The organism is Sphingobium trunci, from assembly GCF_022664535.1.
In the GTDB taxonomy this organism is placed as follows: Bacteria; Pseudomonadota; Alphaproteobacteria; order Sphingomonadales; family Sphingomonadaceae; genus Sphingobium.
Map to the genome: position 1 here is coordinate 65,570 of NZ_JAKUJY010000012.1, position 18,070 is coordinate 83,639.

23 protein-coding genes are annotated in these 18,070 nt (G+C 64.8%); 18 read left to right on the top strand and 5 right to left on the bottom strand.

Features of this window, described 5'->3' with window-relative positions:
• The first annotated feature begins 94 nt into the window (after positions 1-94).
• A complete protein-coding gene (gene panC / locus MJ601_RS12330) occupies positions 95-943 on the top strand; it encodes a pantoate--beta-alanine ligase (protein ID WP_242126799.1) in 849 nt (282 codons plus the stop codon).
• 33 nt (positions 944-976) lie between these two features.
• Here panC and MJ601_RS12335 read toward each other — a convergent pair whose 3' ends face one another.
• A complete protein-coding gene (locus MJ601_RS12335; protein ID WP_242126902.1) occupies positions 977-1,417 on the bottom strand; it encodes a CopD family protein in 441 nt (146 codons plus the stop codon).
• Positions 1,417-2,481, bottom strand: a complete 1,065-nt coding sequence (hemE, locus tag MJ601_RS12340; protein WP_242126801.1) for a uroporphyrinogen decarboxylase — start codon at positions 2,479-2,481, stop codon at positions 1,417-1,419. Before hemE ends, MJ601_RS12335 begins: the two co-directional genes overlap by 1 nt.
• 286 nt (positions 2,482-2,767) lie before the next feature.
• Between hemE and MJ601_RS12345 the strand changes: the two genes are divergently transcribed.
• The 11 genes from MJ601_RS12345 to MJ601_RS12395 all read left to right on the top strand — a co-directional run bounded on the left by MJ601_RS12345 (position 2,768) and on the right by MJ601_RS12395 (position 9,824).
• Positions 2,768-3,589 carry a pyruvate, water dikinase regulatory protein gene (locus MJ601_RS12345; protein ID WP_242126804.1) on the top strand — a complete coding sequence of 274 codons (822 nt, stop codon included), beginning with the start codon at positions 2,768-2,770 and terminating at the stop codon, positions 3,587-3,589.
• A 4-nt stretch (positions 3,590-3,593) separates the two neighbouring features.
• Positions 3,594-4,187, top strand: a complete 594-nt coding sequence (locus MJ601_RS12350) for a Maf family protein (RefSeq protein WP_242126806.1) — start codon at positions 3,594-3,596, stop codon at positions 4,185-4,187.
• On the top strand, positions 4,184-5,005 hold the full coding sequence (locus MJ601_RS12355; protein ID WP_242126808.1) for a shikimate dehydrogenase family protein: 822 nt from the start codon (positions 4,184-4,186) through the stop codon (positions 5,003-5,005). Before MJ601_RS12350 ends, MJ601_RS12355 begins: the two co-directional genes overlap by 4 nt.
• A gap of 5 nt (positions 5,006-5,010) precedes the next feature.
• Positions 5,011-5,604 carry a dephospho-CoA kinase gene (coaE, locus tag MJ601_RS12360; protein ID WP_242126905.1) on the top strand — a complete coding sequence of 198 codons (594 nt, stop codon included), beginning with the start codon at positions 5,011-5,013 and terminating at the stop codon, positions 5,602-5,604.
• Positions 5,605-5,636: 32 nt separating this feature from the next.
• Positions 5,637-6,329 carry a DNA polymerase III subunit epsilon gene (gene dnaQ / locus MJ601_RS12365; RefSeq protein ID WP_242126810.1) on the top strand — a complete coding sequence of 231 codons (693 nt, stop codon included), beginning with the start codon at positions 5,637-5,639 and terminating at the stop codon, positions 6,327-6,329.
• Between the two features lie 92 nt (positions 6,330-6,421).
• Positions 6,422-7,018 (top strand): ribosome hibernation-promoting factor, HPF/YfiA family, encoded by a 597-nt coding sequence (gene hpf / locus MJ601_RS12370; protein ID WP_242126813.1) that lies wholly within the window; start codon positions 6,422-6,424, stop codon positions 7,016-7,018.
• A 119-nt stretch (positions 7,019-7,137) separates the two neighbouring features.
• A complete protein-coding gene (locus MJ601_RS12375; protein WP_242126815.1) occupies positions 7,138-7,605 on the top strand; it encodes a PTS sugar transporter subunit IIA in 468 nt (155 codons plus the stop codon).
• Positions 7,580-8,062: a PaaI family thioesterase gene (locus MJ601_RS12380; RefSeq protein WP_491572914.1), complete on the top strand. Its 483-nt coding sequence runs from the start codon at positions 7,580-7,582 to the stop codon at positions 8,060-8,062. The genes MJ601_RS12375 and MJ601_RS12380 overlap by 26 nt, the downstream gene beginning before the upstream one ends.
• Entirely contained in the window at positions 8,052-8,390 is a 339-nt protein-coding gene (locus MJ601_RS12385) for a DUF1491 family protein (RefSeq protein ID WP_242126819.1), read from the top strand. Before MJ601_RS12380 ends, MJ601_RS12385 begins: the two co-directional genes overlap by 11 nt.
• Positions 8,391-8,567: 177 nt before the next feature.
• Entirely contained in the window at positions 8,568-9,215 is a 648-nt protein-coding gene (locus MJ601_RS12390) for a cell wall hydrolase (protein WP_242126821.1), read from the top strand.
• A 114-nt stretch (positions 9,216-9,329) separates the two neighbouring features.
• Entirely contained in the window at positions 9,330-9,824 is a 495-nt protein-coding gene (locus MJ601_RS12395) for an MmcB family DNA repair protein (protein ID WP_242126823.1), read from the top strand.
• Positions 9,825-10,104: 280 nt separating this feature from the next.
• Here MJ601_RS12395 and MJ601_RS12400 read toward each other — a convergent pair whose 3' ends face one another.
• On the bottom strand, positions 10,105-10,707 hold the full coding sequence (locus MJ601_RS12400; RefSeq protein ID WP_242126825.1) for an ankyrin repeat domain-containing protein: 603 nt from the start codon (positions 10,705-10,707) through the stop codon (positions 10,105-10,107).
• Positions 10,708-10,755: 48 nt separating this feature from the next.
• Between MJ601_RS12400 and MJ601_RS12405 the strand changes: the two genes are divergently transcribed.
• From MJ601_RS12405 to MJ601_RS12420, 4 genes are read left to right on the top strand one after another with little or no spacing between them, the layout of a single operon-like run.
• Positions 10,756-11,412 carry an SCO family protein gene (locus tag MJ601_RS12405; protein ID WP_242126826.1) on the top strand — a complete coding sequence of 219 codons (657 nt, stop codon included), beginning with the start codon at positions 10,756-10,758 and terminating at the stop codon, positions 11,410-11,412.
• Between the two features lie 3 nt (positions 11,413-11,415).
• Positions 11,416-11,841: a YcgN family cysteine cluster protein gene (locus MJ601_RS12410; protein ID WP_242126828.1), complete on the top strand. Its 426-nt coding sequence runs from the start codon at positions 11,416-11,418 to the stop codon at positions 11,839-11,841.
• 16 nt (positions 11,842-11,857) lie between these two features.
• Positions 11,858-12,565 carry a M48 family metallopeptidase gene (locus MJ601_RS12415; protein ID WP_242126830.1) on the top strand — a complete coding sequence of 236 codons (708 nt, stop codon included), beginning with the start codon at positions 11,858-11,860 and terminating at the stop codon, positions 12,563-12,565.
• A 3-nt stretch (positions 12,566-12,568) separates the two neighbouring features.
• Positions 12,569-12,829 carry a hypothetical protein gene (locus tag MJ601_RS12420; RefSeq protein ID WP_242126832.1) on the top strand — a complete coding sequence of 87 codons (261 nt, stop codon included), beginning with the start codon at positions 12,569-12,571 and terminating at the stop codon, positions 12,827-12,829.
• Here MJ601_RS12420 and trhO read toward each other — a convergent pair.
• Entirely contained in the window at positions 12,826-13,674 is an 849-nt protein-coding gene (trhO, locus tag MJ601_RS12425; RefSeq protein WP_242126834.1) for an oxygen-dependent tRNA uridine(34) hydroxylase TrhO, read from the bottom strand. The two genes, MJ601_RS12420 and trhO, sit on opposite strands and share 4 nt — an antisense overlap.
• Before the next feature lie 46 nt (positions 13,675-13,720).
• Here trhO and pdeM point away from each other — a divergent pair, with 46 nt between their 5' ends.
• Both pdeM and MJ601_RS12435 read left to right on the top strand, forming a co-directional pair.
• Entirely contained in the window at positions 13,721-14,383 is a 663-nt protein-coding gene (gene pdeM, locus MJ601_RS12430; protein ID WP_242126836.1) for a ligase-associated DNA damage response endonuclease PdeM, read from the top strand.
• A gap of 190 nt (positions 14,384-14,573) precedes the next feature.
• Positions 14,574-17,357, top strand: coding sequence for a TonB-dependent receptor (locus MJ601_RS12435; RefSeq protein WP_242126838.1), 2,784 nt, complete (start codon positions 14,574-14,576; stop codon positions 17,355-17,357).
• Here the strand turns inward: MJ601_RS12435 and MJ601_RS12440 are convergent.
• Positions 17,335-18,069 carry a YggS family pyridoxal phosphate-dependent enzyme gene (locus tag MJ601_RS12440; RefSeq protein WP_242126840.1) on the bottom strand — a complete coding sequence of 245 codons (735 nt, stop codon included), beginning with the start codon at positions 18,067-18,069 and terminating at the stop codon, positions 17,335-17,337. The genes MJ601_RS12435 and MJ601_RS12440 overlap by 23 nt on opposite strands.
• Position 18,070: the final 1 nt, after the last annotated feature.

Below are 18,070 nucleotides of genomic sequence, written 5' to 3' on the forward strand. Positions count from 1 at the left end.
CCGTTGATTGTCGCATTGTCGGTTGACCGTCAGGACCGGCCGTGCCTTAGCAGGATAAACCCCTGTTGATGCCCTTATCGGAGCCACTCTTCTCGTGCAAACCCTCCGTGATCTCCCTTCCCTCCGCGCTGCCGTCGCGGCGTTGAAAAGCGACGGAAAACCGCTGGCCCTGGTGCCCACCATGGGCGCCCTGCATGAAGGGCATATGGCACTTGTGGAGGAAGCGCGCCGCCATGCGGGGCATGTGGCGGTGTCGATCTTCGTCAATCCCCGCCAGTTCGGGGTGAACGAGGATCTGGACGCCTATCCCCGGCGCGAGGCCAAGGACGCGCAGATGCTGCAATCGGCTGGAGTCGACATTCTCTGGGCGCCCACGGTGGAGGTCATGTATCCTGCGGGCTATGCCACCAACATCTCGCTGTCCGGCGTGACCGAAGGGCTGGACGGCGCAGCGCGGCCCGGCCATTTCGACGGCGTCGCCACCGTCGTGACCAAATTGTTCAACCAGGTCCAGCCCCACGTCGCGCTCTTCGGCGAGAAGGATTATCAGCAGCTCGCCGTGATCCGGCAGATGGTGCGCGACCTCGACATGCCGATCGAGATCATCGGCGTGCCGACGCAGCGGGCGGAGGACGGTCTGGCCCTGTCCTCGCGCAACGCCTATCTGACCGGGGATGAGCGCAAGGATGCGCTGGCCCTGCCGCGCGCGCTGGGCGAGGCGGCCCGGCAGATGGAAAAGGGCGCGACCGTCGACGCGGCGACCGCCAAGGCGATCGCCATGCTGGCGGCGCATGGTTTCGACCCGATCGACTATGTGACGCTGTGCGACGCGGTGACGCTGGAGCCGATGACGGTGCTGGATCGACCGGCCCGCCTGCTGGGCGCGGCGAAGCTGGGCCGCACGCGCCTGATCGACAATATCGCGGTCGATCGGGGCGCCTGACCGTCAGCCCGGCACAGGCGCCGGGGATGGGGATCAGAAGGGTTTGACGATGACCGCGATGACGATGACCGCGGCGGCGATTCCCGGTATCTCGTTGAGCAGGCGCAACTGCCTTTCCGAAAGCGGACGTTGCCCGCTGGCGAGCTTTTTCGTGTAACCCGCGATCCAGCCATGATAGCCCGACAGGCCCAGCACGAAGAGCAGCTTGATGTGGAACCAGCCGAAATGCCAGGCGCCGATCTCCACCATCAGCATCAGGCCGAAGACCCAGACCAGAATGATCGACGGGTTGAGTATGATGCTCAGCAGCCGCTTTTCCCGCTCGATCCACTTCCTGTCCTCATCCGATCCCACCGGGCATTGCTGGTGATAGACGAAGAAGCGCGGCATCATGAACAGCCCCGCCATCAGGAAGATCACGAAGATGACGTGCGCGGCTTTGACCCACAAATAGGCGGCTCCCAGATAAGGCATCATCGGCTCTCCGGCTGACGCAGATGGCGGATCAGCGCCTCGACATGCGCGATCGGCGTATCGGGCAATATGCCATGCCCGAGGTTGAAGATATGCGGGCGCCCGGCAAAGGCGGCGCGGATATTGTCCACGGCCTCTTCCACCGCCCTGCCCCCGGCGATCAGCGCCAGCGGGTCGAGATTGCCCTGCACCGGCAGGCCCGGCGGCAGCGCGCGGTCGGCCCAGTGCGGATCGACGCTCTCATCGACCCCCACCGCATCGACGCCGGTGCCGGCAGCATAATCGGCCAGCTTCTCGGCCGCGCCCTTGGGAAAGCCGATCAGCGGAATGGCGGGATGGATCGCCTTCAGCTTCTCCACGATCCGCCGGTTGGGTTCGATCACCCAGCGTTCGAACTGCAGCGGCGCGAGGCTGCCCGCCCAGCTGTCGAACAGCTGGATCGCCTCCACCCCCGCCTCGATCTGGCCGCTCAGATAGACCACCGTCGCATCGATGATCGCATCGATGATCGCCGCGAAGCGTTCGGGTTGGCTGTAGGCGAGGCGGCGGGCCGCGCCCTGATCCTTGCTGCCCTGCCCCGCCACCATATAGGTCGCGATGGTCCAGGGGCTGCCTGCAAAGCCCAGGAAGGTCACATGCGGGTCCAGCGCCGCCCTGACCTGCCGGACCGTCTCATAGACCGCCTCGAAGCGGCTGAAATCGGGTTTGAGGGCATCCAGGGGGGTTTCCGCCAGGACCGGCGCCAGGCGCGGGCCTTCCCCCGCCTCGAACCAGAGATCCTGTCCCATGGCATAGGGCACGATCAATATGTCGGAAAAGAGGATGGCGCCGTCGAAGCCGAACCGGCGCAGCGGCTGGAGCGTCACCTCCGCCGCCGCCGCGCTGTCATAGACCAGTTCCAGGAACCCGCCCTTCCGCGCGCGCAATTCCCGATATTCGGGCAGGTAACGCCCGGCCTGGCGCATCAGCCACAGCGGCGGCGGCGACAGGCGCTCGCCTTTCAGGACCGACAGAAGCGGCTTAAGGCTTGGGCCGTTGGGAAGGCCGGCATCTGGTCCCGTCATATTATCTCTTATTATGATTCAAAAGGATGATGGAGTGAGTAGGGCGCTTGGCAGCGGGGTTTATGCGCTGTGCCCGGATTTGCCAACAACTTGACTCCATCGGTGCGCAGATTCCCGTCCGAGTCAGACCGCTTATCCCCCTTATCCACAGCTTGTGGATGGAAAAATTCGACTGTTGGAGGGCTGTGGAAAAGAATCCCGGAATCGGGGAGTGGGACAGGGGGCTGATTTCGTCCGCAACCTATGCCTTGATTTATCCACAGCCTCCCCACAGAGATATTCTTCCATGTCGCGCATCCATCTCCATCTCCTTTCGGACTCGACCGGCGAAACGCTGGAGAACATCGCCAAGGCGGCGATCGGCGCGTTCGAGAATGTCGAGGCGGTGCGCCATTTCTGGCCGATGGTGCGGTCGGATGTCCATCTCGACCGCATCATGGAGGAGATTGCCGCCAATCCGGGGCTGGTCCTGTTCACCCTGTCCAATCATCAATTGCGCCGGCGCCTGGAAACGCGCTGCCGGGCGCTGGGCCTGCCGCATGTCGCCGCGCTCGACAGCGTGACCGATGCGCTGTCCAACATATTGGGACAGGAAACGCGCAACCGGCCGGGCCGCAAGCATATATTGGACGAGGCCTATTTCGCCCGGATCGAGGCGATCCAGTTCACCATCGCCCATGATGACGGCGTCGGCCATGAAAATTGGGAGGAGGCCGATATCGTGCTGGCGGGCGTGTCGCGCGCGTCCAAGACGCCCACCTCCATCTATCTCGCCAATCGCGGCTACAAGACCGCCAACATCCCGCTGGTGATCCAGTCGCCGCCGCCGCGCAGCCTCTATTCGCTCAAGCATCCGATGGTGGTCGGCCTGACCGTCAGTCCGGAACGGCTGGTGCAGATTCGCCGCAACCGCCTCCTGTCGCTCAACCAGGCGCCGGAAACCAGCTATGTCGACCTCGACAGGGTGCAGGAGGAACTGGCCTTTGCCCGGCGCATGTTCGCCGACAATGGCTGGCCGGTGATCGACATGACCCGCCGCTCGATCGAGGAGGCGGCCGCCGCCATCATCAACCTGTTCAACGACCGCGTGCTGGCGGAAGGAGCGTAGAGATATGATCGTCCTGGCATCGCAGAGCGCGAGCCGCCGGGCGCTGCTGGAGGCGGCGCAGGTGCCGTTCGAGGCGCTCTCGCCCGGCGTCGACGAGGAGGCCGCGAAGGAAGCGCTGCGGGCCGACGGACTGAATGCACGGCAACTGGCCGACGCGCTGGCCGAACTGAAGGCATTGCGCGTGTCGCGGCGGGTGCCGGGCGGGCTGGTACTGGGCTGCGACCAGACTCTCAGCCTGGAAGACGGCACGATGATCGACAAGGCGGTCGACCGCGCCGATGCCGGGCACATCCTCGCCCTGCTGTCCGGCAAGGTGCATCATCTCCACAGCGCGGCGGTGATCGCGCTCAACGGCGAAGCGATCTGGCGCCATATCGAACGGGTGCGGATGACGGTGCGGCCTTTGTCGGAAGCCTTCATCGCCGCCTATCTGGATGGCGATTGGGATCAATGCCGCTGGTGCGTCGGCTGTTACCGGATCGAGGGGCCGGGGGCGCAGCTCTTCGCGAAGGTCGAAGGCAGCCAGTTCGCGATTCAGGGCCTGCCCCTGCTGCCTCTGCTTGACTTTCTGCGCGTGCGGGGCGTTCTGGCGTCATGACCGACAAGCTCCCCTATGCAGAAGTGATCGGCGATCCGATCGCGCACAGCAAATCGCCGCTGATCCACAATTTCTGGCTGGATGCGCTGGGGATCGAGGCGGAATACCGGAAGACCCATGTCACCGCCGAGGGGCTGTCCGCCTATTTCCTCGCGCGCAGGGCTGATCCCGACTGGCTGGGGTGCAACGTCACCATTCCGCACAAGATCGCGGTGATGGACTATACCGACGATCCGGGCGGCGTGCGCGAACGGATCGGGGCGATGAACACCATCGCCAGCGAAACCGGCGGCCCGCTGATCGGCACCAACACCGATGCGGGCGGTTTCCTCCAGCCCCTCCTGCGCGACAAGTGGAAGGGGCAGAGCGCGGTCCTGGTCGGCGCGGGCGGCGCGGCCCGGGCGATATTGTTCGCGCTCACCAGCCTGGGCGTGCCCGACATCAGCGTGATGGCGCGCGACGCGGGCAGGGGACAGGCGTTGCTGGACCGGGCAGGTGTGAAGGGCCGGGTGATCGGCATGGGCGATGCGCTTCCCCCGGCCGATCTGCTGGTCAACACCAGCTCGCTCGGCATGGTGGGCCAGCCGGCGCTGGATCTCGACCTGGCGCCGCTGCCCGCCGACGCGACCGTCTATGACATCGTCTATGCCCCGCTGGAGACGCAGCTGCTGAAAAACGCGCGGGGCAGGGGGCTCAAGACCCTCGACGGCCTGGAGATGCTGATCGGGCAGGCGGCGCTGGCCTTCGACATTTTCTTCGATGCCGATGCGCCGCGCGACCGGGACGAGGAATTGCGCGCCCTGCTGATGGCTGCCTGATGCCCATGAAAATCTACGGTCTCACCGGTTCCATCGGCATGGGCAAGTCGGCCGTCGCGGCGATGTTGCGGCGGGAGGGGGTGCCGCTGTTCGATGCCGATGCCGAAGTGCACCGGCTGCAGGGGCCAGGCGGTGCCCTTCTGCCCGCGATCGAGGCCCGCTTTCCCGGCACCACCGGACCGCAGGGCGTCGACCGCGCGAAGCTGGGCGCCGCGGTGTTCGGCCACCCGCAGGAATTGAAGGCGCTGGAGGCCATCGTCCATCCCGCCGTGCAGCAGAGCCGCAAGCGTTTCCTGCGCCGCAACCGGTCCCGGACATTCGTCGTCCTCGACATTCCGCTGCTGTTCGAGACGCGCGGCTACCGCAAATTGGCGGGCGTGATCGTCGTGACCGCCCCGGCCTGGAAACAGCGCAAGCGAGTCCTGGCCCGGCCCGGCATGACCGCCGCGAAATTCCGCCGCATCGTCCATCTGCAAACACCCGATGCCGAAAAGCGGCGCCGGGCGGATTATATCGTCCACACGGGCACCACCTTCGCCGAGACCCGTTCCCAGGTTCGCCGCTTGGTCGCTTGCCTTGGCGCGAAGAGAGTCCGATAAGAGGTGTCCGGCCAGAGTCGTTGAAGAGGGCGATGCGCGAGATTATTTTCGACACCGAAACGACTGGATTCGACCCCGCCTCCGGCGATCGGCTGGTCGAAATCGGGTGTATAGAACTCCTGAACCGGGTGCCGACGGGGCGTAGCTTCCATGCCTATTACAACCCGCAGCGCGCCATGCCCGCCGCGGCGGAGGCGATTCACGGCCTGTCGGACGTCTTCCTCAGGGACAAGCCGCTCTTTTCGCACGGGGTAGAGGAATTGCTGGCCTTTCTGGAGGACAGCCATCTGGTCGCGCACAATGCGCGCTTCGACTTCGGATTCCTCAATCACGAGCTGAAGCTTTGCGGCCTGCCCGAAGTGTCGATGGACCGGATGATCGACACCGTCGCCATCGCGCGGCAGCTTCATCCCGGCGCCAAGCACAGCCTCGACGCGCTCTGCACCCGCTACGGCATCGACCGCAGCCATCGCATCAAGCATGGCGCGCTGCTCGACGCCGAATTGCTGGCCCAGCTCTATATCGAACTGACCGGCGGCCGTCAGATCGGCCTTGGTCTTGCACAGGAGGAAGGAAAACAGGAAGTTGGGGTGGAACTCGCGGCCAAAGTCGCGGTTCGCCCTGTACGTCCCGCGCGCGTCTTCATGGCCAGCGCGGAGGAGCTGGAGCGGCATGCGGCGTTCGTCGCGACGCTGGATAAGCCGCTCTGGCTCGAGGAGGCCTGAAACAGCCGTCATCTGACCATGACGCAACTGCCTTCAGGCCCCATGCCAGCCGGACCGTCGTCCGCGGTCCGGGCAGAACAAGGAGAAGGCATATGGATATTCGTGTTTCCGGGCATCAGGTCGACACGGGCGACGCTCTCAAGGAGCATGTCACCACCCGGCTGGAGGCCATGGCCGAGAAATATTTTTCCCGAACCCTTTCCGCCCAGGTCACCTTCCGGCCAGCGCCGCACGGGGCCTTTCATTGCGACATCGTCTGCCATGTGATGACCGGCCTGATCCTGAAAGGTGCGGGCGAGGCGCAGGAGGCGCACCCCGCCTTCGAAGGCGCGGCCGACAAGATCGAAAAGCAGCTTCGCCGCTACATGCGCCGCCTGAAGGACCGCAGCATGCAGGCGGCAGCGGCTGAAGCCAACCGGTCCAACGGCTATGGCCTGGATGCGCTTGACGGGGCGGGCTACACCATCTTCGCTTCGATCGACGATGAGGAGGAACCGGCCGAAGCGCCGCTGATCGTGGCCGAAACCCGCGTGGACATCCCCGAAGCCAGCGTGTCCGACGCGGTGATGATGCTCGACCTGCGCAACACCAATGCGCTGCTGTTCGTCAATGCCGGCACGGCCGCCTATAACATGGTCTATCGCCGTCATGACGGGACCATCGGCTGGGTCGAACCCCGGCTGCGCTGACAGGGCTTTCCCGGCCGCCGGTTGACCTTGGTCGACAGGCGGCCTATGGGGCCGGGCTTTAAAGATCCGGGCATTGCGTCAATTTTCCGAAGCTGGGCGCGGCTCGGCTGGGATTTGGCATGGTTCATTTCAACGACATCGTTGCACCCGAAGCGCTTGCCACAGGCTTGTCCGTGAACGGCAAGAAGCAGTTGTTTCAGAAGGTTGCCGGGCTTGCCGCGCAGGCCTATGGCCTTGACGCCGATCTGGTGGCGGAGGCGCTCACCGAACGCGAAAAGCTGGGTTCGACCGGATTCGGCAGCGGCGTCGCCATTCCCCATGCCAAGATTCCCGACCTGCAGAAAATGTGCGGCGTGGTCGTGCTGGTCGATCCGGCGGTGCCGTTCGACGCGGTGGACGAAGCGCCGGTGGATGTCGTCTTTGCCCTGCTGTCGCCCGTCGACAGCGGCGCCGAGCATCTGAAGACGCTGGCGCGGGTGTCGCGCTATCTGCGCGACGAGGGGCAGGTGGCCCGTCTGCGCGGCGCCAAGTCGACCGCGGCGCTCCATGCCCTGCTGACCGGTGGCGGGGCGCGTGACGCGGCCTGACAGCGCCTCTTCGCCCAGCGGCGAGGCGGCGCATTTCCGCGCGCTGGAGAAACTCTATCTGTCGGCGCCGATCAACCGGCTGTTCCGGTCGGAACTCACCATCCCGGAAGAGGGGCGGTCGATCATCCAATTCGACGTCGACGAGACGCAGTTCCATGCCGCTGGCGCCGTGCACGGCACCGTCTATTTCAAGATGCTGGACGATGCCGCCTTCTACGCCGCGAACAGCCTGGTCAGCGACCGGTTCCTGCTCACCACCAGCTTCAACCTGCTGTTCACCCGTCCGATCGGGCCTGGCCGGATCCGGGCCGAGGGACGCTGGATCAGCGGCAAGCGGCGCGTCTATGTCGCCGAGGCCAGCCTGATCGACAGCGAAGGCGAGGAGGTGGGACGCGGCACCGGCACCTTCATGCGATCGCAATTCCCGCTATCCTCGCTGCCGGGCTATGCCGGCTGACCGGCTGACCAGCGCCATGCTGGTCGGCGTTCTGGTGCGGCGCAGCGCGGCCGCGGGCGGTTTTGCCACAGTGCTGGTGAGGGGCGACGACATCAGCGGCGTGATTCTCATTCAAGCGCTTGAAAGAGGGCGGGAAATGTGCCTTCTGGAACGCGTTTCCGACTGGGCGGGCGGCTACAGCCTGGTCCGCTGCGGTCCCGACCCGGAAAAGGGCGCGGAGTCCATGGCCCAATATATAGAGCGTCGGCGCCGGTCGGACCCCGATCTGTGGGTCGTGGAGCTTGATATCGCGGATGCGGAACGGTTCGCCGCTGAAACGATCTGTTAATCGTTGACTCATTTTCCACGCGCGGGCACAGGCCTCCGACGCTTTCAACGCGCAGGTTGCCGGTTTCGTCCATGGGGGGCGGATGCGGTAAACACGCAGACGGGGGGCGGCCGGACGTCGGTGTTTTTGGGGTTTTTTTGACGTCCTCGGCCAAGAACCGCACGATTTTGAGCCGTAATGAGTTTTCGTCTGAAGGCTGCGATCATCGCAGCATTTGCCCTGTCCGCCACCGCGGCGGTCACTGCGGCCGACATGTCGAGCGCTTCGCCAGCCGCTCCGTCGGTCCTGTCCCTTCCGGGGACCACCGAGCTGAATGCAGCTCCGGCCGGCGTGAAGCCCGCCGTCACTTTCGCCGCGCCGCGCGAAGTCGTGCAGCCGCTGGCTCCCCTTTCCGGCAGCGAGGATGTGAAGGCGGATAATCTCGCCGCCCTCGTGGATGCGCAGAGCGTGCCCGAAGATGTGTCCGGCGACATGAAGTGCCTGGCCGGCGCCGTCTATTTCGAATCCAAGGGCGAAAGCCTGGAAGGCCAGCTCGCCGTTGCCCGCGTCATCATCAACCGCGCCAGGTCCGGCCGCTTCGCCAGCAGCCTGTGCGGCGTCGTCTACCAGCCGGGCCAGTTCAGCTTCGTGCGCGGCGGCGGCATGCCCTCGATCCGCACCGGCAGCGAAAGCTGGCGCGAAGCCGTCGCCATCGCCCAGATCGCGGTGGACGACAGTTGGGACAGCAAGGCGGAAGGCGCCCTGTATTTCCATGCCCGCCGAGTCTCGCCGGGCTGGGGCAAGCATCAGCTCGCCGCGATCGACAATCACGTCTTTTATCGCTGAGCCTTCGTCGCGCGCGAGCGCGAGAGGCCGGGGATCGGGATCGAAAGAGCCGGATGGAGGGACAGCTTCCAATCGGCTCTTTCTTTTTGTTCCCGACTTGTTCTAAATCGGCGCATGACGTCCGATCTTTCCGATAGCTGTTCGCCGCTGACTGACGGCACCGCGCTGGCCGTGGCGCGGGGTACGCTCCGCCTGTTCTTCCGCCATGACATGAGCGGCATATTGGAAGTGCCGCTGCCCAACGGCCGCCGCGCCGACATCATGGCGCTGGACGGGGCGGGGCGGATCACCATCGTCGAGATCAAGTGCAGCCGCGCGGACCTGCTGGGCGACATGAAATGGCCGGATTATTTCGATTATTGCGACCGCTATTTCTGGGCGGTGCCGTCAGGCTTCGACCTGTCGCTGTTCGACAGCGAGGCGCTGTGGCCGGGACGGACGGGTTTGATCGTGGCGGATCAATATGACGCCGAACTGGTCCGCCCCGCACCGATGGAGCCGTTGGCGGCGGCGCGGCGAAAGGCGGAAACGCTGCGCTTCGCCCGGCGCGCGGCGCGGCGGCTGACGGCACTTGCCGATCCGGACCATGCCGCGGAGCTGGGATGGTAGAGCATCCTGCGCAAGAGTGGGAACCGGTTTTGCGCTTGAAAGGATGCGAAGACAGAAAACCGGAGATGGGCTCCCACCGTCGAAATTCTCGTCACCCCGGACCCGATTCGGGGGTATGGATTTCGAATGGCAGCCAATCGCCAGCGCATTTTCGCTGTCCTACAGGGCAGCGTCTGCGCTAGACGGATGACGGCTCCTTGAAACAGGAAATCGGGGCATAGACCGCACTTTCCGGTGCTGTCATCGTGTCACTTGTGTCACCCGGTTTCCGTCCGTCGGATCAGAATGTCGGTCCCTGCACCGGTCCCTTGGGCGCGGCCTGGGTCTTTGCCGCGTTCAGGGCCTCGACCAGTCCGGGCGTGCGCGAATCCCGCTGCGCATAGTCCCGCGCCGACATGCCCGCGATGCTGTCGCGCTTGTCGGCATTGGCGCCCTGCGCCACCAGCAGGCGGACCAGCCCCACATCCCGCAACTGCACCGCGCGGATCAGCGGCGTTTCACCGCTGCCATTGGGCTTATCGACCTGCGCATTATAGGTGAGCAGGCTGCGCACGCCTTCCTCGAACCGCGCCTGCACGGCATCCATCAACGGCGTGTTGCCGTTATTGTCGGTCAGGTTCGGATTGGCGCCCTTGGCCAGCAGGAAGGTCAGCCATGTATTGTCGCGCCGCTGCACGACCAGATGCAGCGCGGTGTCGCCCGTGGTGATATCGCGGCTGTTGATGACGGTCGATCCCGGTTTCTGGATCATGTCGGTCACTTTCTGGCCGTCGGCATCCTTCACCGCCTTCAGAAAGTTGTAATTGTCCGAAAACTGCGCCTGCGCCGCGACCGGCAGCAGTGCCAGCGCCAAAGCGGCCAAAGCCGGAAAACGTCTCGTCATAGTCGTCGAAAGCCCCGTTGGGATTTGCAAATCGGGCCATAGCAGGGCATGGCTGGCCGCGCCATGAACAAAGCGCTGATTTCGCTCGCCCTGCCGTTCGCCGCCTTGCTGGCTGCCTGCAATATGGGCGCGGGCGGCAATGCATCAAGCGGCGAGGAGAATGTGCCGGGCGATCTGCACGGCGCGCGGATCGGCGCGCCCTTCGCCCTGACGGATCAGGATGGCAGGAAAGTCCGCTGGGACGATTTCAAGGGCAAGTACCGGCTTGTCTATTTCGGCTATACTTTCTGCCCCGATGTCTGCCCGCTCGACCTGCAGCGCATCATGCAGGGCTTTGCCCGGTTCGAGAGGGAGAAGCCCGCGCTCGCCGCCAGGGTCCAGCCGATCTTCGTCAGCGTCGATCCGGAACGGGACACGCCCGCCGTCCTCAAAAGCTACGTCGCGGCCTTCCATCCCCGCCTGATCGGCCTCACCGGCACGCCTGACGAGATCGCCAAGGTGGCCAAGGATTTCGTCGTGCTCTACAACAAGGAAAAGGCACAGGGGGCGAGCGGCTATCTGGTCAGCCACAGCCGGACGCCCTATCTTTTCGGGACGGATGGCGCGCCGGTCGCGCTGGTGCCGGTGGACGATCCGGGAACGCCGGGCGAGGATGAGGGCGATCCGCAAAAGGTCACCGCATTTCTCGAAAAATGGGTGAAGTGACGGTTGGATTTCTGGGAAAAACCCCTCGACAAGCTGGACCGCGCCGAATGGGAAGCCCTGTGCGACGGGTGCGGCAAATGCTGCCTGCACAAGGCCGAGGATGAGGATACGGGGCATATCTACCCCACCAATGTCGCCTGCCGCCTGCTCGACCGGCACAGCGGGCAGTGCACCAATTACAAAGAACGCCGCCGCTTCGTGCCCGATTGCGTGCGCCTGACGCCGCACAAGGTGAAGACGATCAGCTGGCTGCCGCGCACCTGCGCCTACCGGTTGCGCGGCGAGGGCCGGCCGCTGCCGCCATGGCATTATCTGATCTGCGGGGACCGGGAAGCCGTGCACCGCGCGCAGCAATCCGTGCGGGGATGGACGGTGGCCGAGGCCGATGCCGGGGACTGGGAGAATCATCTTGTGGACCGGGAACTCTAGGATCGGCCTGCGCTGAATGACGGCCGATCCCGACACAGTCCTTGTCGTCGATGGCATCGCGGTTCCGGTGCGGGTCCGCCGTTCGGCGCGGGCCAAGGCCTATCGCCTGTCGCTCGACCATGCGCGCGGCGAGTTGCGCCTCTCGCTGCCGGTCCGCGCCAATTTGAAGCGCGCCCTGGGATGGGCGCAGGAGCATGAGGGCTGGGTGCGGTCCCAGATGGCGGCGCGGCCGGGGCTGGTGAAGCTGGCTGACGGCGCTGTTTTTCCATTGGAAGGACGGGAGGTCCGCATCTGCTGGGTCGAGGGTGCATCGCGAACGATCCGTATCGAGGGCGACCGGCTACTGCTGGGCGGCGCGGCGGAGTCGGTGGGCGCGCGGGTGCTGCGCTGGCTGAAGAGCCGTGCCAGAGCGGTGCTGGAAACCGAAAGCCATGCCATGGCGCGAGACAATGGCCTGATCGTGGCCTCGGTCGGGATCGGCGATCCGCGCAGCCGTTGGGCGAGCTGCGCCTCCAGCGGGGCGATCCGCTATAGCTGGCGGCTGATCCTCTGCCCGCCCGATGTGCGGCGCGCCACCGTCGCGCATGAACTGGCCCATCTGCTGCACATGGATCACAGCCCGGCCTTCCATGAGGCCCATCAGAGGATATTGGGCGTGGATCCCCGGCCCGCCCGCGTCTGGCTGCGAGTCCATGGTTCGGCCCTGCATCGTTTCGTGGGATAAGGCATGGCCCGCAGGAAACGCTATCTGACGGCAACCATGGCGGACGGCTATGTGAAGACCATTGGGCCGACCGCGGATCCCTTTACCCATTATTGGCGGATCGTCGCCGAGCTGGAAAATGGCAGGACCGAGGTCTTTTGGGGCCACGCCCGCTCGCTGGCCGAAGCCAAGAAGAAGAGGACCGCCGCGCAGGACGGCGCCAGGATGCGCGGCTGGAAAGGCTATGCGTTCGAGATCGTGGAGCTGGTCGAAACGCCAGTCTAACGTCTGTGGGGCCAGGCGCCCGATGCATCCGCCGGGCAATCATGCGCGGCATCACGTGGATGGGGCAGGCCGCAATTGCGGCAAGTGCTGTAGTCGCCGGGCTTCAGACCATGGCCCACCGCGACCCGTTCGTCGAACACATAGCAGTCGCCCTGCCAACGGCTCTCCGCCTCAGGCATTTCCTCCAGATAGCGCAATATGCCGCCGCGAAGATGGTAGACCTCATCGAAGCCGCGTTCGCGGACCAGCGCGGTCGACTTCTCGCAACGGATGCCGCCGGTGCAGAACATGGCGATGCGCGGTCGCCGCCCCTGTTCGCGCAGTCCTGCGGCAAAGCCGTCGAACCAGGCGGGAAATTCGCGAAAGGACCGCGTTCCCGGATCGATCGCACCTTCGAAGCTGCCCACCGACACCTCATAGGCGTTGCGCGTGTCGATGATGACCGTGTCGGGATCGGCGATCAGTTCGTTCCATTGGGCAGGATCCAGATAGGTGCCGGCCTGGTTGGCGGGATCGAGGTCGCCCGCGCCCAGGGTCACGATCTCCCGCTTCACCTTCACCTTCATCCGGGCAAAGGGGGCGCCGGACGCGCCGGCATATTTGACGTCGAGATCGGCGCAACCCGGCAGGGCGCGGATATGCGCGACCAGCGCCGCGATCGCAGCCCCGCTGCCGGCCACCGTGCCGTTGATCCCTTCCCCCGCCACGATCAGCGTGCCGCACGTCAGAAGCTCTGCGCAAATGACCCGCAGATCGGCCGCAATCGCCTGCGGATCGGAAAAGTTGGTGAAGCGGTAGAGCGCGGCGATGGTGAAGGGTGAGTCCATGCCGCGCCCATAAAGCATCGGCTGCCCTCTTGAAAGCCGGGGGGCAAGGGCGCATAGCCGGGCCATGGTTCCCCTTTCGTTCGCAGGTCACCAGTTTCTGGCATTGCCCGAGGCAGCCTTGTTCTGGCCCACGCATGGCGCCTTGCTGGTGGCGGACCTGCATTTCGAAAAAGCGAGCTGGTTTGCCCGTTTCGGACAATTTTTGCCGCCGCATGACAGCCAGGCGACGCTCGACATGATCGAAATGCTGGTCGAACGCACGGGTGCGCGGGCGGTCTGGTCGCTGGGGGACAGTTTTCACGACGCCGACGGCGCCGCGCGGCTCGATGCCCGGACGCGCGACAGGCTTTCTGCGCTGACCGCCCGGCTCGATTGGGTCTGGATCACCGGCAATCACGATGTCGCCATGGCCGAGACGCCGGGCGGGCGGCGCTGCGCGGAATGGCAGGTCGAGGGCATCCGGTTGCGGCACGAAGCCGACCCTGCAGACGAGCAGCCGGAAATATCGGGTCATTTCCATCCCAAGCTGCGCCTCTCCCTGCGCGGACGGCACGTATCCCGCCGCTGCTTCGTCGGCTCCCGAAATAAGCTCATTCTGCCTGCCCTGGGCGCGCTGACCGGGGGTCTGGATGCGGGGCATGGCGAGATTCGGCGCGTCATGGGCCCGGATGCCATGGCGCTGGTCCCCGTCGCCGACCGGCTGCTGCGCTTCCCGCTCGGTTCATAATGACCCTAGGGAAACCTTAATTTAAGCTGTTGCTGCTAGGCAACAACAGATGGATATTCAGGCACGAACTGCAGTAAAAAGCGCAGAAAATCAGTGATATCTTGCCTTTACCCGCTGTGTCGGGATAGTTTCACAAGACAAATCGACGTGACGGAAAGTCATGCGGGGTGAAGAGAGAGGGAGCATCATCATGCATAAAAAGAGCCTTTGGCTGATTTCTGCCGGTGCGATCGCAGTGGGCAGCAGCATTCCTGCCGCATGGGCGCAGGACAGCAATGCAGCGACCGATCCGGAGAGCGTCAACATCATTGTCACGGCGACGCGGCGCGCCAGTCCCTTGTCGGACGTGCCGATCGCGGTATCCGCCGTAACCGCGCAGGCGATGCAGAATAGCGGTGCCACGGATATCCGTTCGCTGAACCAGTTGGCTCCGTCGCTGCTTCTGTCCTCCACCGGCACCGAAGCCAATGCGTCGGCACGTATTCGCGGCATCGGCACGGTCGGCGACAATCCTGGGCTGGAAAGCTCGGTCGCGGTGTTCATCGACGGCGTCTACCGTTCGCGCACCGGTGCGGGTCTCAACGAACTGGGCGAGATCGAACGGGTCGAGGTGTTGCGCGGACCGCAGGGCACGCTGTTCGGCCGCAACGCTTCGGCGGGCCTGATCAACATCATCAGCAAGGCGCCCGAATTCAAGCTGGCCGGCAAGGCTGAGGTGACCTACGGCAATTATGATTATTGGCGGCTTGCGGGCCGGATCACCGGACCGGTTACGGACAGCCTTGCACTCAGCCTGGACGGCGTCTGGTCGAAGCGTAATGGTTTCTACGATCTGGTGGACGCCAGCGGCGCCAAGGTGGGCGACACCAATGACCGCAACCGCTATTTCCTGCGCGGACAGGCCTTGTTCGAGCCGAACGATGCGCTCTCCATCCGCCTGATCGGCGATTATACCCATCGCGACGAAAGCTGCTGCGGCGCGGCCTATATCGAAACGCGCGAGCGCCGTCCGCTGTCGGGCGGCGGCTACAGCACAGCGCCGTTCAACCGCATAGCCGCGATCCTGGCCGGGCAGGGCAGCATTTTCGCTGCCGATCCCTTTGATCGCGATCTGCACATCACGGCGGGCCGGGATTATGTCAGCAAGCTGCGGGATTGGGGCGTTTCGGGCGAGATCAACTATGACCTGGGCGGCGCCAAGCTGACCAGCATCACTGCCTATCGCGATTATAAGAGCCAGGACTATGGCGACTATGACTATAGCGGGGCGGACCTGCTCTATCGCGATCCCAACACCTATCGCCAGTTCAAGACCTTCACCCAGGAGCTGCGGGCGCAGGGGTCGGCCTTCAACGATGTCCTCGACTGGCTGGTGGGCGGCTATTATGCGAATGAAAAGCTGACGCTGGAGGACAATATCCGTTTCGGCGCGGATTATGGCCGCTTTGCTGCCTGCCGCCTGATGGCGGGGACAGGCGTCAACAGCAATCTGACCGCCGGACAGCTGGCGGCGTGCGGCAATGGAACGGCGACACAGGCTCTGATTGCCGGGACGCAGGCGCAGCTCAATGGCGGCCTCATCCTCGCGGGGGTTCCGGCCTTGCAGGCGGGCGCCATTTCGACCGGTCTGGGCAATGGCCTGCGCGCGCTGGCGGCTATCCCTTCGGGCACCGGGGACGTTGCCTCGCTCTACCATCAGAAGAGCGAGAATTGGGCGCTGTTCACCCACAATATCATCCATATCACCAAGCGGCTCGATCTGACCCTGGGCTTGCGCTACACCCATGAAAGCAAGCGTTTCTCGGCCGATTTCAACAATAATAACGCGACCTGCGCGGCCTTGCAGGCATCGAGCCTGCCGGCCATTGCGACGAATGCGCGGTTGGGCAGTGCAGCGGCACTGGCGGGCGGCATCCTGACGCTGGGTTGCCTGGGGAATGGTTCGACCGGTCTCAACGCGCTCAACCTCAATGACAAGATCAGCGACGGGGAATTTTCCGGCACCGCCGTCCTGTCGTGGAAACCGGTCGAAGAACTGCTGGTCTATGGCAGCTATTCGAAGGGCTATAAGGCGGGCGGCTACAATCTCGATCGCTTCCAGCTCGGTTCGACCGGCGTGAACCCGGTTCCGGCCGTGTTCGCGCCCCGCACCAATGCGGATGTGACCAGCCTGCGCTTTGCCGCCGAGAAGGTCGATGCCTTTGAAATAGGGCTGAAATACAGCCAGCCCAAATGGAGCGCGAACATCGCCGCCTTCCGGCAGGAGTTCAAGAATTTCCAGCTCAATACCTTCAACGGCACCAGCTTCGTTGTTCAGAATATCAACGGCTGCGACGGAGCGCTGACAACCGGCACGATCGCGGCCGGCGGCGGGCGCTGCGCCAGCAGCGATGTCGGTCCAGGCCTCATCAGCCAGGGCGTGGAACTGGAACTGTCCGCGACGCCGGTGCGCAATGTCCGGTTCGCTGGCGGGTTGACCTATGCCCGGGCGAAGTTCGCCAACCGGCTGGTCGGCAGCAGCAATGGCGCGGTACCGCTCGACCCGGCCCTGTTCCTGCTGCCCGGATCGGTCAACTCGCAGGCGCCCGAAGTGGTGACGACGGTCAGCGCGTCCTGGACGCCGAATCTGGGGACTGGCGGGCTGTCGGCGCTATTCTATATCGACGGCCGCATGAGCAGCGATTTCAACACCGGGTCCGACCTGTTCCCGGAAAAGCGGCAGGATGGCTATGCGGTGTTCAATGCCCGCATCGGCATCCGCGGACCGCAGCAGCGCTGGGCGGTCGAATTCTGGGGCCAGAATATCTTCAACCAGGATTATACCCAGGTCGCCTTCAGCAGCCCGCTGCAATCGAGCAGCCCGGCGACGTCGACCGTCGGGCAATTCCCCGGCGCGCCGATGGCGAACCAGCTGATCTCGGCCTATCTGGCCGAACCGCGCACCTACGGCATCACCCTGCGCGGGAGTTTCTGATCATGCCCCTCCCGCTCGCCGGCAGGGGGCGGGCGGGAGACGGGCGTGCGCCGAACAGGGCGGTCCCGACGCGAATGTCGGTCGCGCCCAGCATGATCGCCGTTTCATAATCGCCCGACATCCCCATGGAGAGGCGCGCAAGGCCTTCCTCGCGCGCCATTTTCGCCAGCAGCGCGAAAAAGGGCGCCGGTTCGATATCGGCCGGGGGCACGCACATCAGGCCCAGCAGGGGAATGTCCGCGGCCCGCGCGGCCTTGATGAGTGCCGGGACTTCGGCAATGGCGCAGCCCCCTTTCTGTTCCTCCGCGCCGATATTGACCTGGATATGGCAGGGAATACGCCGGTCCGCCGCATCCATGGCCTTGGCCAGGGCATTCAGCAGGGAAGGGCGGTCGAGCGAATGGATGGTGTCGAACAGCGCCACCGCGTCGGCCGCCTTGTTCGATTGAAGCTGGCCGACCAGATGCAGCGTGAGATCGGGATATTCCTCGCGCAGGGCGGGCCATTTGGCCTGGGCTTCCTGCACGCGATTTTCGCCGAAGACCCTTTGCCCGGCCCCGATCAGCGGGCGGATGGCGTCGGCCCCTTGGGTCTTGGACACGGCGATCAGGTTGATATCGTCGGCTGTGCGGCCGGTCAGGCGCGCGGCGCGGCCCATGGCGTCGCGGACGGCGGCGAGGCGTTCGGCCGCTTCAAGGGTGTCGGTCGTCATG